This window comes from Vibrio sp. 10N.261.46.A3 (assembly GCF_041472995.1).
GTDB lineage: Bacteria > Pseudomonadota > Gammaproteobacteria > Enterobacterales > Vibrionaceae > Vibrio > Vibrio coralliirubri.
Genome location: NZ_JBFRRH010000073.1, coordinates 19,611 through 35,035, shown reverse-complemented (window position 1 = coordinate 35,035; position 15,425 = coordinate 19,611). Strand labels below are relative to the sequence as shown.

The following is a 15,425-nucleotide window of genomic DNA, read 5'->3' as shown; positions in this document are numbered from 1 at the left end:
GCCAGTAGCATCGCTACTGGCTTTTTTGTATCGGTCACTCACTGCTAACAAAATAATCAATTTGGCAATTGTATTTTTTTAATAGATTGTTAATATTCGGGCAGTAGTTCGGTATAAATGGGTTGATGTACGGTGATATTGGTTGAAAAGAAATGGCAAACATTGCCGATCATTATTTTGTCTTTTTCAATGTTAATAGGTCTCTATGGCTTTTATGTAACGTTGGAAAAGCTGGTTGTTGAGAATGAGCGTGATCATCTTGTCTCTTTGATGTCAGACGTTATCTATGAAATTCGTGAAGATAGTGAGTTATTTACGGCTGATATGGATGTCGATGATTACATCGGAGACTTAACCCAAGCCAACACTCGACTCCGAATCCAGGTGATCAGTCCCGATGGTGTCGTAATAGGTGATACGGATCTTTCAGACCATGCACTAGCTAGAGTCGAAAATCACGGTAACCGCCCCGAATTCAAGCAAGCCCTTCAACAAGGTACTGGCAGTGATGTCCGTTTTAGTACCGTTACCTCCATCGACCGAATCTATTATTCAATGAAAGAGAGCGTTAACGGGCGAGATTTCGTTATCGTGATCTCTTCGCCAATGCATCAACTGAAACAGATGAACTTCCAATTGATGGGGATTCTGGTTGGTATGGTGTTGCTGAGTTTGAGCTTCTTGATCGGCACCTCTTACGTGAGCAATCGCCAAATTGTTCATCGAGTGGAAGAAGAACAGAAGAAGCAAGATGAACGCATTCGCCAACGAACCCACGAAATTGAGTTGATGCACCGCCTCGCGAATATGCTTGCCGCGTGTAACAACATGGTGGAAGCCCAACAAATCGTTTCGGATATCTTGCCGCGAATTCTTGGTAACGTGAACGGCAGTGTTTCTTTGATGCGCGCATCGCGTAACCAGTTGATCACTCAGCTCGATTGGGGAGAGACTTGGCCGGGAAGCGCGAGCTTTGCTCCAGAAGAGTGCTGGTCACTGCGTAAAGGGCGTGCACACCAATCAAATGACGATTTCCACTCGTTAACCTGTGGTCACATGCATGAGATGGAAAACAACCAAACCCTGTGTATTCCGTTGACGGCACACGGCAACACCATCGGCATCATGCACCTTTATTTCGGTGTTGGTGACATCAAGATAGATCCCATTACTGAGCAATTGGCGTTCAGCGTTTCAGAGCACTTAGGCTTAGCATTGGCTAACCTGAGCTTACAAGAGAAGCTTCGCTCACAAGCATTAAGTGATCCGCTGACAGGCTTATTCAACCGTCGTTTCTTCGAGCAAAAGCTAGAAGAGCACTCGATGAATTCGGCCACCAGCGAGCAACCATTATCGCTATTGATGCTCGATTTGGATCACTTCAAACGCTTCAATGACAATTTTGGTCATGATGCGGGTGACTTCGTATTGAAAGAGATCAGTGCACTGCTCAAACAGAGTGTCAGCGAAGACGAGATTGCTTGCCGACTCGGTGGTGAGGAGTTAGCGGTACTGCTTCCACATTATTCAATGCAAAAAGCGACGGAGTTTGGTCAAACCTTGTGTGATGCGGTGCGTTCGATGCATCTTGAACATAAAGGCCTGTCATTAGGTCAGTTGGGTGTTTCGATAGGTGTCGCCACTTATCCTAAGCCAGCATCTGATACCGAATCTCTGGTTAAGATGGCCGATAATGCTTTATACATGGCGAAAGATATGGGCCGCAGCCGAGTGGTTAACTATGATGAATACAGCCGTCATAAAGCGCCTGCGTTAGAAGTAGTCGATGGTGACGTTGCTGCAAAATAAGTATAAGTAAAATTTAGATATAAAAAAGAGCGAGATTACTCGCTCTTTTTTGTTTTCGTTAACTTAGAAACTAGTCTTGTTTCTCGTCAGCGACCACTCGAGAGTTATCTGGTGTCGCGAAGTGTTCAGAAAGCTCTTTGTTCGAAACTATATAGCCAACCCACAATGCACCCAAGCAAATCACAACTGCGATACCCGTTGCGCTTAGTGCTTGGCTAGCCATTGCTGCGACCAATGCACTTGATAGGCCACTGATACTGATTTGCAGGCTGTTTTGTAGACCAGCAGCTGTCGCAGGGCTCTGTTTAGCGCTTGATAGGGCACGGTTTACTACGATTGGGTAAAGTGCGCCGTTTGCGACAGCAATCAAACAGAAAGGCGCAAGTAGAGGCCAGATTGACGTCAATTCCCATTGTGATGCAATAAAGATAAGCATCGCTGCTACACTGAACAAACCGATAAGATTTCTTAGTACAACACCATCGCCATATTTCTTCACTGCTTGCTTACCGAAGTAACCACCCGCCATGAACGCGATTGTTTGTGGGATAAAGCTCAAACCGATGTCTTTTGCTTCATAACCTAGCTGAGCCATGATCTCTGGCATACCCGTTAGGTAAGCGAAGAACGCGGCAGATGCTGATGCAAACATTAAAACATTACCCATGTAAGGCTTTGATTTAAGCAACATCTTGATGTCTGTCTTAATCGATGTCTGTTTTACTTCAGGCGCTTCTTTTGGTTGAGCCATTGTTGTCGCCACTAGCAGTGCACCCATCAAGGTTAATGTGATGAAGATGCTGTGCCAACCAAAGCTATCCGCCAGTAACACACCTAGCTGAGGTGCTAGTGCAGGAGATAGCGCAACCAAAGGCATGATGGTTGCAAAAATTTGCTGGCTACTGCTTTGCGAGTAACGCTTGATAACCATTGCTTGCCAGATTACCGCTGGAGCACATACGCCGATCGCTTGAATGAAGCGTAGTGTCAGTAGGTGCCATACCTCGGTGCTGAATGCTAAGCCGAATGAAGCTGCAGTAAAGATAACAAGACCAACTGCCAGCGTATTGCGGTGACCATACTTGTCACTCGCCAGACCCCAAAGAAGCTGACCCATTGCCATACCGCCAAGGAATACCGTTAAAGACAAAGCAATTTGCTCTGGGCCGGTTGCGAAATCAACTTCCATTGCCTTAAATGCAGGAAGGTACATATCGGTCGCAATAAAGCCAAGCATTGAAAGAACTGCAAGGTAGACCAATTGAAATTTAGAAATATTCATAAGATGCCATTAAGCTAAAGGTAGTGATGTTTTTATCATCAAAAAAATTGTTTGATATACAGAAGTGAAAGCCCCTGTTTATTTATGCTGACATTCTATTTTTCAGACCTGATAAAATAAAACGCTAAAATATGTGGTTATCAATCAAAAAATTTGAAGGCTTATGTTCTCTAAATCCTCTTTAGAAATGCTCGATACGGTTGCTCGCTTAGGCAGTTTTACTGCGGCGGCAGAACAATTGCACAAAGTACCATCGGCGATCAGCTATGGTGTTAGGCAGGTTGAGCAAGAACTGGATGTTCTACTTTTCAGACGTTTACCAAGAAAAGTAGAGCTGACACCTGCAGGTGAATTGTTCATTGAAGAGGCTCGTGCGTTACTGAGACAGATGGAAGAGGTCAGTGCCCAGACTCGCCGAGCAGCGCGTGGCTGGAAGAAAACCTTGCGCCTAACGCTCGATAACGTGGTTAAGCTCGACAAGATGAAGCCGATGATTGAAGAGTTCTACCAAACCTTTGAGTTTGCTGAGCTTCAGATCAACATGGAGGTATTTAATGGCTCTTGGGAGGCGATTGCACAGGGCAGAGCGGATATTGTGATTGGTGCAACCTCAGCTATTCCGGTCGGTGGCGACTTTGAGGTTAAAGATATGGGACGCCTAGATTGGGCGTTTGTGATGTCGCCAAGTCACCCGTGTGTGCGAGAGCAAAACCTCAATGAAGAGTTTGTTAGCCAGTATCCCGCGATATGTTTGGACGATACCTCTAGCGTGCTCCCTAAGCGACACACAGGCCACTACTCAAGTCAAAGACGCCTGTTGTTACCTAATTGGTATAGCGCAATTGAATGTCTTAAGAATGGAGTCGGGGTGGGTTATATGCCGAGGCACATTGCCGCGCCAATTATCGAGCAAGGCTTGCTGGTGGAAAAAATACTGCCTGAACCGAGCCCGCAGAGTCATTGTTGTTTGGTCTGGCGAAAAGACGATAACCATAAACTGATCGAATGGATGGTGAAGTACCTAGGATCGAGTGAGCAACTTCACCAAGATTGGTTGGATCATCGCAAGGCGATCTAATGATCTGTTTACAAGAAGATCCTTTTCAAGCTTAAGCTGAATCAGCACTAATAAAAAGAGCGAGTAAATACTCGCTCTTTTTTGATTCGGTCGTTAACTCTTAAGACAAGAAGAACTTGTAGGAAGGGTTATCGGTTTCATCTTTACACTGATAGCCAAGTTCTCGTAGATGTGTCGAGAACTGAGCCAAATCATCGTCATCAAGCTCAAAGCCACACAATACACGACCGTAGTCGGCACCGTGGTTACGATAATTGAACAGGCTGATATTCCAGTGGGTACCTAAGGTATCAAGGAATTTAATCAATGCACCTGGGTATTCTGGGAACTCAAAGCTGTATAGACGTTCTTTCAGAGGTTTCGATGGTTTACCGCCAATCATGTAGCGAATGTGCAGTTTTGCCATCTCATCATCAGAGAGATCGACAACTGGGTAACCGCCTTCACGTAGGTCATTGATGATGTGTTCGAGTTCTTCTTGGCCACCTTGTAGACGTACACCAACGAAGATATTCGCTAGGCTTTCGTCGTTGTGGCGGTAGTTAAACTCCGTTACCGCTCGACCACCAATGATATTACAGAACTCTAGGAATGCCCCTTGTCGCTCTGGAATCGTCACAGCAAGTAGACCTTCTCGCTTCTCACCCAGCTCACAACGTTCAGAGACATAACGCAGACCGTGGAAGTTGGTGTTAGCACCAGACAGTACCGTTGCCAATTGCTTGTCTTGCAGTTGGTTCTGTTCAGCAAACTTCTTCAAGCCAGCCAGAGCAAGCGCTCCTGAAGGTTCAGCAATCGCACGAGTGTCTTCAAAGATGTCTTTCACCGCAGAGCAGATCTCATCACTAGAGACTGCTATGTGACCATCAATGTACTGTTGGCAAAGACGGAATGTCTCTTCACCAATGCGTTTAACCGCCACACCATCAGCAAACATGCTGACCTGATCCAGTACCACAGGTTCACCAGCATCGAGAGCCGCCTTCAAGCACGACGAATCTTCTGGTTCTACTGCAATGACTTTAATCTCTGGCATCAGCTGTTTTACTAATACAGCAACACCCGCAGCTAAGCCGCCGCCACCAACCGGCACAAAGATATAATCCATGTGACCGTTTTGCTGCAGCATCTCCATGCCCATCGTACCTTGCCCTGCAATCACCAGTGGGTGATCGAAAGGAGGCACAAAGGTAAAGCCATGTTCAGCAGAAAGACGTTCCGCTTCTGCCTTGGCTTCATCAAAGTTGCTGCCGTGCAGAACCACGTTTCCGCCAAAGCCACGTACCGCATCAACCTTGATGTCTGGTGTGGTTTTTGGCATCACAATCGTAGTCTGAATTCCCAACTTAGAGCCAGACAGCGCCATGCCTTGAGCATGGTTACCCGCCGATGCAGCAATCACACCTGCGGCTTTTTGCTGCTCAGAAAGGCTTGATACCATGTTGTAGGCACCACGTAGCTTGAACGAGTGCACTGGTTGACGGTCTTCTCGCTTAAGCTGAACCTGATTACCAATGCGCGCGCTTAAACGTGGCATATCCTGCAGAGGTGTCACGATTGCCGCTTCGTAAACCGGCGCTCTCAGGATCTGACGCAGATAATCTGCGCCAGTTTGTTTCTGGGGACTGGAGGTGTCATCACTCATAGTTAGCCCTCAAGTTTAGACTTATCACGTACTGCGCCTTTGTCGGCACTTGTCGCCATGCTTGCGTAAGCCTTCAGTGCGAAAGACACTTCACGCTGACGGTTTTCTGGTTTCCAGCCTAGTGCATCTTGTTTAACTCGACGTGCTTCAAGCTCTGCTTCAGGCACATCAAGTGTGATTGAGCGGCTAGGGATGTCGATAGTGATGATATCGCCCGTGTTCACTAGACCAATCACACCACCACTTGCAGCTTCTGGAGAAGCGTGACCGATAGACAGACCTGATGTACCACCAGAGAAACGTCCGTCAGTTAGAAGAGCACAAGACTTACCTAGACCCATAGATTTTAGGTAAGTGGTTGGGTAGAGCATTTCTTGCATGCCCGGACCACCTTTAGGGCCTTCGTAACGGATAACAACCACTTCGCCTGCTTTTACTTTACCCGCTAAGATGCCGTCTACTGCTGTGTCTTGGCTTTCGAATACGATTGCAGGGCCCTTGAACTTAAGGTTTTCTTCATCAACACCCGCGGTCTTAACGATACAACCATCAACCGCGATGTTACCTGAAAGTACCGCTAGGCCACCTTCTTGGCTAAATGCGTTCTCTTTGGTACGAATACAACCATCGACGCGGTCATCATCAAGGCGATCCCAACGACAATCTTGTGAGAAAGCTTTGGTGGTACGGATACCAGCAGGGCCAGCGCGGAAGAACTTAAGCACGGCTTCGTCTTCTGTCTGCATGATGTCGTATTGAGCTAGTTGCTCTTGCATGCTTAGACCAAGCACGGTGCGAGTCTGGTTGTTCAGTAGGCCAGCACGATCAAGCTCACCTAGGATAGCCATTACGCCACCAGCGCGGTGAACGTCTTCCATGTGGTATTTAGGTGTTGAAGGTGCAACCTTACATAGGTGTGGAACTCGGCGAGACATCTCGTCGATATCACCCATATCAAAATCAATCTCACCTTCTTGAGCTGCCGCTAAAAGGTGAAGTACTGTGTTACTTGAACCGCCCATCGCGATATCTAGCGCCATTGCATTATCAAAGGCTGCGCGGTTAGCAATGTTGCGTGGCAGTGCTGATTCGTCGTCTTGCTCGTAGTAACGCTTAGTTAGGTCAACGATGCGTTTACCAGCATTGATGAACAGCTCTTCACGGTCTGCGTGGGTGGCTAGCATAGAACCGTTACCTGGCTGAGATAGGCCAAGCGCTTCTGTTAGACAGTTCATTGAGTTGGCTGTGAACATGCCTGAACAAGAGCCACATGTTGGACATGCAGAACGCTCTACTTGCTCACTTTGCTCATCAGAAATGGTTGGATCAGCACCCTGAATCATCGCGTCAACAAGGTCTAGCTTGATGATTTGATCTGAAAGCTTGGTTTTACCCGCTTCCATTGGACCGCCAGATACAAAGATCACTGGGATGTTAAGACGCATTGCTGCCATCATCATTCCCGGAGTGATTTTGTCACAGTTAGAGATACATACCATCGCATCTGCACAGTGTGCATTGACCATGTATTCTACTGAGTCTGCGATAAGCTCACGTGATGGCAGTGAGTACAGCATGCCGCCGTGACCCATTGCGATACCATCATCAACAGCGATGGTGTTGAACTCTTTAGCGATACCGCCCGCTTTCTCGATTTCACCCGCAACCAGTTGACCCATGTCTTTAAGGTGAACGTGGCCTGGTACGAATTGAGTGAAAGAGTTTACAACCGCGATGATTGGCTTACCGAAGTCATCATCTTTAACGCCAGTTGCACGCCATAAAGCGCGCGCACCAGCCATGTTGCGTCCGTGGGTAGTCGTTGCTGAACGATAGATTGGCATTGCTTAAATCCTTATAAAATATTTGGCTGTTGCTTACTTAGCTGTTTGCGTTTGGTTTTCTGAAGTTTGGTCTGCTGGATAAACGTAGTCTAACCAGCCCCACTTATCTTCAGTGGTGCCATTGAATAGACCAAAGTAAGCCGCTTGAACTTTTTCAGTGATAGGACCGCGTTTGCCTTCACCTACTGTAATTTTGTCTACGCTGCGAACCGGAACGATCTCGGCCGCTGTGCCTGTCATGAAGACTTCATCGGCAAGGTATAGCGCTTCACGAGCAATGTTCTCTTCACGGATCTCATAACCCATGTCTTTTGCTAGTGTCATGATCGAATCACGAGTGATACCCGGCAGAATTGCGCTGGTCGCTGGTGGCGTTGATAGCACGCCATTGCGTACCACAAAGATATTCTCACCTGCACCTTCAGAAAGGTAACCATCAACACTCAGTGCGATGCCTTCATCGTAACCATGACGACGAGCTTCACCACCAACTAATAGTGAAGATAGGTAGTTACCACCGGCTTTTGCTGCGGTTGGGATCGTGTTTGGCGCAGCACGGTTCCAGCTAGAAATCATCGCATCAACGCCATTTTCTAGCGCTTCTTCGCCTAGGTAAGAACCCCAAGGGAAAGCTGCGATGATCAGTTCCATCTCGGTATTTTCTGGCGGGCAGACACCCAAACCAACGTTACCTACGAAACCTAGAGGGCGGATGTACGCTGACTCTAGCTTATTTTGGCGTAGCGTTTCGCGAGTCGCTTCCATAATTTCTTCCTCTGTGTAAGGAATAGGGAAGCGGTAGATTTTTGCTGAATCTTTTAGGCGCTTAGCGTGCTCAGGGTGACGGAAGATAACCGGCCCTTTTGGTGTGTTGTAGCAACGAACACCTTCAAACACCGAAGTACCGTAGTGCATTGCGTGAGTCAGGACGTGAACGTTCGCCTCTGCCCAAGGAACCATCTCACCGTTAAACCAAATATAGTCTGCTGTTTTAGCTGTCATGTTTGCGGTTCCTTATGCGTTTATCTTTTGTTGTAAGTTGTTGTTTGGCAGTTCATTACGGCTGATCGAGATAACGTCAACGGTACGCACATCCCACAGCTTTTCGATTTGGTTTACCAAGAATGAGATCGGACGGTCGCTGTCTACGATGATCTCAACACTCGCCACTTTGCTTTCGTGGTTTTGAGTGCCCGCAACTTGCTTAACAATGAAACCACGGTGGCGGATAACACGAAGAACACGCTCTAGTAGTACAGGCTTATCATCGGCTTTGATGTCTAATAGGTATCTTTTCATGTTATGTGTTCTCCAACATCTCACTGTTTGAAGCACCTGGCGGTACTAGTGGCCATACGTTTTCTTCTTCATCGATAAGAACATGAAGTAGGTAAGCGGTTTTGCTCTCTAGCATCTCTTTCAATGCGGGTTCTACTTCCTCTTTACGAGTGATGGTTTTGCCCGGGATATCGAACGCTTTCGCGAGCATCACGAAATCTGGGTTGTCATCCAAGATAGTTTCACTGTGGCGGCCATCAAAGAACAGCGATTGCCATTGGCGAACCATGCCCAAACGAGAGTTATTAAGCAGTACCATCTTCACTGGGATCTGACGACGCTTCAATGTACCAAGCTCTTGAATGTTCATCATGAACGAGCCGTCACCAGAGATAAGTATAGATTGGTCATCAGGACGTCCAACCGATGCACCCATTGCAGCTGGCAAGCCAAAGCCCATGGTGCCTAAACCGGCAGAGGTAATGAAGTTCTGTGGATCGCGCGGCTGAATGTGCTGAGCTGCCCACATTTGGTGTTGGCCCACATCGGTCGAAATCATAGAGCTTGCTGGCATCATGTCTGATAGTTGCTTTAATAGCAGTGGAGCAAAGATAAGATCGCCAGGGTGGTCGTAACGCCATTTGAATGAGCTACGAAGACCTTCAGAGTGATGAACCCAAGAGGAGATGTCTTGGCTTAGCTCTAGTTGAGGCATGATCTTGTTGATGTCACCGCGAATTGGCGCATTGGCAAGACGCAGTTTGCTAAACTCGGCTGCATCGATATCGATATGGATAACCTTAGCATGTGGCGCGAAGGTATCGAGTTTGCCTGTTACTCGGTCATCAAAACGAGCACCAACAACAATCAGTAGGTCACTCTCTTGAACCACAAGGTTAGCGGCTTTGGTGCCGTGCATACCCAGCATACCAAGGTAGTGTGGGTCATCACGTTCGATAGTCCCCAAGCCTTTCAGTGTGCTTACTGCTGGCATTGGGTTAAGGCGTAAAAACTCACGAACCGCATCGGTTGCTTTAGCAAGTTGAACCCCACCACCTACGTATAAAACAGGACGGGTCGCTTGAGACAAAAAGTACTGAGCCTGTTCAATGGCATCAGTTGTCGCAACAGGAATTGCAGGTGGAGTAAATTCAGGAAGAGCGTTAACAGGTGCTTCTGCTAGTTGAACATCTTTAGCGATATCGACGATAACCGGGCCTGGACGGCCAGATTTTGCTACCACAAACGCTTCAGCGAGGGTTGGAGCAAGATCTTCAATATCAGTTACTAGGTAGCTGTGTTTAGTACATGACAGAGACATACCAATCACATCCATTTCTTGGAATGCATCGGTACCAATGTGGGAACTTGCAACCTGACCTGTGATTGCAACCATTGGGATAGAGTCCATAAAGGCATCAGCAAGACCAGTGACTAGGTTGGTAGCACCTGGGCCAGACGTTGCCATGCAAACAGCGACATCTTGTGTTGCACGAGCCATGCCGATTGCGGCCATAGCAGCGCCTTGCTCATGGCGACATAGGATATGTTCAACCCCGCCGTCATAGAGTGCATCGTAGATTGGCATGATGGCACCACCTGGGTAACCAAATACGGTCTCAATTCCTTGTTGCTTGAGTGCGGATACGACTAGTTCTGCGCCTTTCATCGGAATTCTCCCGTATTACCTTTATTTTGGTAACTGTTTCCTTTGTCTCTGCACATCTTGTGCTCCCATTCTTCCTGTAAATCGGCAAAGCCGAAAATGCTCAAAAATATAAAAATCGAATGTTTAAATTAGAAAAAACCCCCGGACTTGTCAGTGCGGGGGTTTTTTCTAATTCGTGGTTACTTTCTTCCCACTCGCCCCCGCGCAGTCTTAATAATGACTACGATAATCAGGTTAATCAGTGCGTAAATGCGAGCGTTAAAAATCATAATATTCGAGTTTTCTCGTTTATTGTCTTCAGTAAAAGTCTACATCTCTAGTGTTATCACACAAATCTGCCGCATGACAAGGAAAATGTCATTCTTTTTTCACATTAAAACACCATTCCACCAAGCTATATAACAACCTTATAGCTTTGGTGAGCAACGAATATCCAGAGCGAATACTTTTAAATCAAAGACAAAGGAAAGTTATGGGACTCGCGATAATTCATAGTCGAGCTAGTGTGGGTGTAGAGGCGCCAGAAGTGACCGTTGAGGTGCATATAAGCAACGGAATGCCTGGCTTTACGCTGGTGGGTCTACCTGAAACAACGGTCAAGGAATCTAAAGATCGAGTGAGAAGCGCGATCATCAATTCTCGCTTTGAGTTTCCATCGAAAAGAATCACGGTCAACCTCGCACCTGCCGATTTGCCCAAAGAGGGAGGCCGTTTCGACTTGCCCATCGCGCTTGGAATTTTAGTGGCATCGGATCAGCTTCCGACATCAAAAATAGCTCAGCATGAATTCATCGGTGAGTTGGCGTTGTCAGGAGAGTTGCGCTCGGTAAAGGGTGTGTTGCCAGCGACGTTAGCCGCCGATAGCGTTGAACGATGTTTAGTTGTCCCGCACCATAACGGTGATCAGGCTGCGCTGGTGGGCAAGGGAGCGCATAAATCTGCACAAACCTTGTTGGAGGTTTGCGCTGACATGTGTGGACAGGCTCAGCTTGGCCTATATAGAACGGAACATCATCAGGCTGATGTTTCAGAGCTTCGCGACCTACAAGATATTATCGGCCAACAACAAGGCAAGCGAGCTCTGGAGATCGCTGCTGCTGGGAATCACAACTTATTGTTCCTTGGTCCTCCTGGAACTGGCAAGACTATGTTGGCGTCTCGTCTGCGTGATTTGTTACCTGAAATGAGTGATGACGAGGCGATGGAAACTGCATCGGTTGCTTCGTTAACGCAGCAAGAGATCAATCAGTACAACTGGAAGCAACGACCTTTTCGATCCCCTCACCATTCCAGTTCAATGGCGGCATTGGTGGGAGGAGGCTCAGTGCCTCGCCCCGGAGAGATCTCCTTGGCCCACAATGGCTTACTGTTTCTGGATGAAATGCCAGAGTTTGAGCGTAAGGTGCTTGATTCTTTGCGAGAGCCACTAGAGTCGGGCGAGATTATTATCTCCCGTGCTGCGGGCAAAACTCGTTTCCCTGCGCGCTTTCAGTTGGTCGGTGCACTCAACCCAAGCCCAACGGGCTACTATGAGGGTAATCAAGCGAGGGCTAACCCACAGATAATCCTGCGTTATCTCAACCGTTTATCTGGCCCCTTGCTGGATAGATTCGATATGTCGTTAGAGATCCCATTGCTTCCCAAAGGTATGCTCGCTGAGGGCGGTGACCGCGGTGAAACCACTCAAGTAGTTAAGCAGAGGGTTAAACAGGCTCGTCAAACCATGTTATCTAGAAACCATAAATCGAATGCACTGCTTGGCAGTCGAGAAATTGAGAAGTATTGCCCACTGCGACGTGAAGATGCGGAGTTTCTGGAAACAGCACTCCATCGATTGGGGCTGTCGATTCGTGCCTATCACCGAATCATCAAGGTCGCACGCACCATTGCTGATTTGGACGGTAATGAACAGATAGAGAAGAAGCATTTATCAGAAGCGCTCGGTTACCGCGCGATGGATAGACTGTTGAAGCAACTCACTGCACAAGCTGTTTAGTCAGGTTGTGTTGTACTAAACAAAAAGCCTGCTTGTGTGCAGGCTTTGATTGGATAGTCGTTGATATTCGCTGAGTTTAGAACTTGTAGTTCAAGCCAACTGAAACAATGTATTGAGACTCGTCGTAGAAAGTGATGTTGGAATCGCTCGTGCCGTAGCCTGCCAGTGAAACAAACGACCAGTTTTCCCAATCCATGAATTGGTCATACTCGTAGGCGGCGAATAGATTGATGTTGTCGTCGCTGCGTTTCTTTTGGAAAGTTATGCTGCTTGCATCGTAAGATCGTTGATTGTAACCCGCCGTTAGTGCGTATTGATGGCGGCCCATGCCACCAAACAAGCTGACTTCACCACCGAACTGTTCGTACGATGCCGCATCGCCCTCTGCATCACTTGATTGATAAATCAAAGACGGTACCAGCATCATGGTGCGGCTAATTGGCTGGCGGTACTGACCTTTCAGGTAGAAGGTATCGGCGTCGCGTTTTAGTGCGTCTTCAACTAAATCGCTTTCCACATCTTTGGTCGCGTAAGCCATATCTAGCGAGAAAGCTGACCCCGCAATGTTGCTTAGCTTCAAACGAAACGCATTGCCAGTTTCATCGGTCTTCGTGCGAGCTGATGTGGTGTTGTACGGATCAGCCCAAGTTTCACCCGACATAATGGTTGGCAGCAGTGAAGCGTCGATCACCATCCCAGACTCAAGCTGGTATTTGTAACCAACCTCTAGCACTACAGTACCCGTAGCTACGTCATCACGAGCGGTACCCGTGTAAACCTGGTGATTTAGCTTCTCACCAAAGGTATAGGCAACACTGCCTAAAGGGGCGACAAGAAACGAGCTTTCTGAAGAAGCCTTCTGATCTATGGATGTAATATTGCTATCAGCATCGGTATTAAAGTTCGAGGTGGAAGAGGCAACCCCGGTATTGATAGAGATTTCACCACTGAAACCTTGTTGGTCTGCAAGCTTGGCAAAAGCGGGAGAAGCCGCAACGCTCAATGCCAAGAGAGTTATTTTTATTTTCATTTAAGGGCTCCTTGCCCACCGATTCTTAGGACGGGTTATTAATATCAGTAAAGCACTGCGTTTTCTGGCTGATTATTTATCAATGATGATTTTTGAACTAGCAAAAAAAAGGAAGCCGAAGCTTCCTTTCATCAATGGCTTACTTCTTCAACAAGAAGTTCACCAGCTCGAAGTACTCATCAAGAGAGTTGATACCTTGAGCTTCTACTAGGTAGCGGTTGTTAACCACAACTGCGGGTACACCTGAAAGGCCGCTGTCTTTGAATGCTTTGTCGAAGCGACGAACCATAGAATCTACGGCAAAGCCGTTATACGCAGCATCGAATTTCTTCGCATCAACGCCTTCGTCTAGGAAGATTTGACGCAGTTCTTCTTCATCACGTGGTGGCTTGTTCATTGTGTGGATGCGGTTAAACATCACTGGCACCATTTTGTCTTCAACTTTCAGTGCAATCATGGTCGCATAAGCTTTGCTCATTGGCAGACCCATGTTGCCACCCATGAATGAAACATGGTTCTTCTGTAGCTTAGCGTCTTTAGGTAGCTGTTGTTTTAGCTGCTGGATGATTGGCTCAAAGCTATTACAGTGTGGGCAGTAAAAAGAGAAGAACTCTGTCACCATTGGTTTTTTGGATGCTTCTAGGTCGAGAACTTTGTAGTGTTCACCTTCGTTAAATTTCGCAGCGTGAGCTGAAAGGCTCAACATGATCAATGAGAAAAATGCGAATAGCTTTTTCATTTATCCAATCTCCATTATGTTTGAATTTTTATCTAGTTGTATGTTGCGATTGCTGTTACCACTGAGGCATTAACGAAAGTGGTGGCTCTTGCAGGGTAGCAATTTGCTCTTTACAAGCAAGTACTTGTTGCTCCCAATATTTCGGATCATTAAACCACGGGAAGGCCAGAGGAAACGCAGGATCGTGCCATCGTTTCGCCAACCATGCCATGTAATGCACCATACGTAGACCGCGTAGTGGTTCGATTAGTTTCAGTTGTGCGGTATTAAAATCGCAAAATTCTTGGTAACTCTCGAGCAAAATATCCAGTTGCATCAGCTTATCTTGGCGTTCGCCATTAAGCAGCATCCACAGATCTTGTATCGCAGGGCCGTTACGTGCGTCATCAAGGTCGACGAACATTGGCCCATCGCGCCACAAGATATTGCCAGGGTGGCAGTCACCATGCAGGCGGATATTCTCAATGTTGCTCGGCCAATGGCTCTCTAGCTCTTTGATCAGAAGGTCGACGTCATTGAAGAACGCATTTTCAAGGTGCGTCGGGATAAACTGAGAGTTCTCTAGAATCTTACGTGGCTGATAAAGGTATTCATCTAAGCTGATGGTCGGGCGATGTTGGAATGTTCTTCCCGCGCTGGCTTTGTGAATACGTCCAAGAAAACGTCCAACACCTTCCAGTTGGTCTAGGTTATCCACTTCATACTGTCTGCCGCCAACACTTTCAAATAGTGCAAATAGGTAGCCTTGGTATTCATGTAAGGTTGCACCGTTGATTCGCATTGGAGGCGCAACTGGCATCTCTTGTTCGATAAGCTCGAGTGCGAAGTCATGCTCTTCTTGGATCTGTGCTTTGTTCCAGCGTTGCGGACGATAAAACTTAACGACGTAGCGCTTACGGTCTTCATCGGTGAACTGATAAACACGGTTTTCGTAACTGTTGAGAGCGAGAAGCCCGGATTCGGCGCGAACCCCGATGCTCTCCAGTGCGTACCACATGAAATCAGGAGTCAGGTTATCAAAGTTAAAGGCTTGCATCGTCATAGAATAAAAAAGG

The 15,425-nt window shown here is 47.2% G+C and carries 12 protein-coding genes; 3 read left to right on the top strand and 9 right to left on the bottom strand.

Features of this window, described 5'->3' with window-relative positions; translation table 11 throughout:
* Positions 1-189 precede the first annotated feature (189 nt).
* Complete coding sequence (locus AB4484_RS17500) at positions 190-1,809, top strand: diguanylate cyclase (RefSeq protein WP_372079516.1); 1,620 nt, start codon at positions 190-192, stop codon at positions 1,807-1,809.
* A 70-nt stretch (positions 1,810-1,879) separates the two neighbouring features.
* On the opposite strand, the gene punC is transcribed toward AB4484_RS17500, so the two are convergent.
* Entirely contained in the window at positions 1,880-3,091 is a 1,212-nt protein-coding gene (gene punC, locus AB4484_RS17495; RefSeq protein WP_017063021.1) for a purine nucleoside transporter PunC, read from the bottom strand.
* A 163-nt stretch (positions 3,092-3,254) separates the two neighbouring features.
* Between punC and punR the strand changes: the two genes are divergently transcribed.
* Positions 3,255-4,169, top strand: a complete 915-nt coding sequence (gene punR, locus AB4484_RS17490) for a DNA-binding transcriptional activator PunR (protein WP_017067697.1) — start codon at positions 3,255-3,257, stop codon at positions 4,167-4,169.
* A gap of 100 nt (positions 4,170-4,269) precedes the next feature.
* Here the strand turns inward: punR and ilvA are convergent, their stop codons facing one another.
* From ilvA to ilvG, 5 genes are read right to left on the bottom strand one after another with little or no spacing between them, the layout of a single operon-like run.
* The gene (gene ilvA / locus AB4484_RS17485; protein WP_048610859.1) at positions 4,270-5,814 is read right to left on the bottom strand and encodes a threonine ammonia-lyase, biosynthetic; all 1,545 of its coding nucleotides are present in this window, start codon (positions 5,812-5,814) and stop codon (positions 4,270-4,272) included.
* Positions 5,815-5,816: 2 nt separating this feature from the next.
* The gene (gene ilvD, locus AB4484_RS17480) at positions 5,817-7,658 is read right to left on the bottom strand and encodes a dihydroxy-acid dehydratase (RefSeq protein ID WP_372079514.1); all 1,842 of its coding nucleotides are present in this window, start codon (positions 7,656-7,658) and stop codon (positions 5,817-5,819) included.
* A gap of 33 nt (positions 7,659-7,691) precedes the next feature.
* Entirely contained in the window at positions 7,692-8,660 is a 969-nt protein-coding gene (locus AB4484_RS17475) for a branched-chain amino acid transaminase (RefSeq protein ID WP_050622187.1), read from the bottom strand.
* Positions 8,661-8,672: 12 nt separating this feature from the next.
* Positions 8,673-8,957, bottom strand: a complete 285-nt coding sequence (gene ilvM / locus AB4484_RS17470; protein ID WP_017055442.1) for an acetolactate synthase 2 small subunit — start codon at positions 8,955-8,957, stop codon at positions 8,673-8,675.
* Position 8,958: 1 nt separating this feature from the next.
* The gene (gene ilvG, locus AB4484_RS17465; RefSeq protein WP_048611222.1) at positions 8,959-10,605 is read right to left on the bottom strand and encodes an acetolactate synthase 2 catalytic subunit; all 1,647 of its coding nucleotides are present in this window, start codon (positions 10,603-10,605) and stop codon (positions 8,959-8,961) included.
* A gap of 472 nt (positions 10,606-11,077) precedes the next feature.
* On the opposite strand from ilvG, the gene AB4484_RS17460 reads away from it, so the two are divergent.
* Positions 11,078-12,601 carry a YifB family Mg chelatase-like AAA ATPase gene (locus AB4484_RS17460; protein WP_372079510.1) on the top strand — a complete coding sequence of 508 codons (1,524 nt, stop codon included), beginning with the start codon at positions 11,078-11,080 and terminating at the stop codon, positions 12,599-12,601.
* Positions 12,602-12,677: 76 nt separating this feature from the next.
* Here the strand turns inward: AB4484_RS17460 and AB4484_RS17455 are convergent, their stop codons facing one another.
* From AB4484_RS17455 to AB4484_RS17445, 3 genes are all read right to left on the bottom strand, one after another.
* Entirely contained in the window at positions 12,678-13,631 is a 954-nt protein-coding gene (locus AB4484_RS17455) for a DUF2860 domain-containing protein (RefSeq protein WP_372079507.1), read from the bottom strand.
* 139 nt (positions 13,632-13,770) lie between these two features.
* Complete coding sequence (locus AB4484_RS17450) at positions 13,771-14,370, bottom strand: thiol:disulfide interchange protein DsbA/DsbL (RefSeq protein WP_048610871.1); 600 nt, start codon at positions 14,368-14,370, stop codon at positions 13,771-13,773.
* Positions 14,371-14,425: 55 nt separating this feature from the next.
* Positions 14,426-15,412 (bottom strand): serine/threonine protein kinase, encoded by a 987-nt coding sequence (locus tag AB4484_RS17445; RefSeq protein WP_372079549.1) that lies wholly within the window; start codon positions 15,410-15,412, stop codon positions 14,426-14,428.
* Positions 15,413-15,425: the final 13 nt, after the last annotated feature.

What these genes read in the sequence shown, in the direction of transcription:
- AB4484_RS17460 (WP_372079510.1), top strand. Translation starts at nt 11,078, where the DNA reads ATGGGACTCGCGATAATTCATAGTCGAGCTAGTGTGGGTGTAGAGGCG.
- AB4484_RS17455 (WP_372079507.1), bottom strand. Translation starts at nt 13,631, where the DNA reads ATGAAAATAAAAATAACTCTCTTGGCATTGAGCGTTGCGGCTTCTCCC.
- ilvD (WP_372079514.1), bottom strand. Translation starts at nt 7,658, where the DNA reads ATGCCAATCTATCGTTCAGCAACGACTACCCACGGACGCAACATGGCT.
- punC (WP_017063021.1), bottom strand. Translation starts at nt 3,091, where the DNA reads ATGAATATTTCTAAATTTCAATTGGTCTACCTTGCAGTTCTTTCAATG.
- AB4484_RS17500 (WP_372079516.1), top strand. Translation starts at nt 190, where the DNA reads ATGTTAATAGGTCTCTATGGCTTTTATGTAACGTTGGAAAAGCTGGTT.
- ilvG (WP_048611222.1), bottom strand. Translation starts at nt 10,605, where the DNA reads ATGAAAGGCGCAGAACTAGTCGTATCCGCACTCAAGCAACAAGGAATT.
- ilvM (WP_017055442.1), bottom strand. Translation starts at nt 8,957, where the DNA reads ATGAAAAGATACCTATTAGACATCAAAGCCGATGATAAGCCTGTACTA.
- AB4484_RS17445 (WP_372079549.1), bottom strand. Translation starts at nt 15,412, where the DNA reads ATGACGATGCAAGCCTTTAACTTTGATAACCTGACTCCTGATTTCATG.
- AB4484_RS17475 (WP_050622187.1), bottom strand. Translation starts at nt 8,660, where the DNA reads ATGACAGCTAAAACAGCAGACTATATTTGGTTTAACGGTGAGATGGTT.
- ilvA (WP_048610859.1), bottom strand. Translation starts at nt 5,814, where the DNA reads ATGAGTGATGACACCTCCAGTCCCCAGAAACAAACTGGCGCAGATTAT.
- punR (WP_017067697.1), top strand. Translation starts at nt 3,255, where the DNA reads ATGTTCTCTAAATCCTCTTTAGAAATGCTCGATACGGTTGCTCGCTTA.
- AB4484_RS17450 (WP_048610871.1), bottom strand. Translation starts at nt 14,370, where the DNA reads ATGAAAAAGCTATTCGCATTTTTCTCATTGATCATGTTGAGCCTTTCA.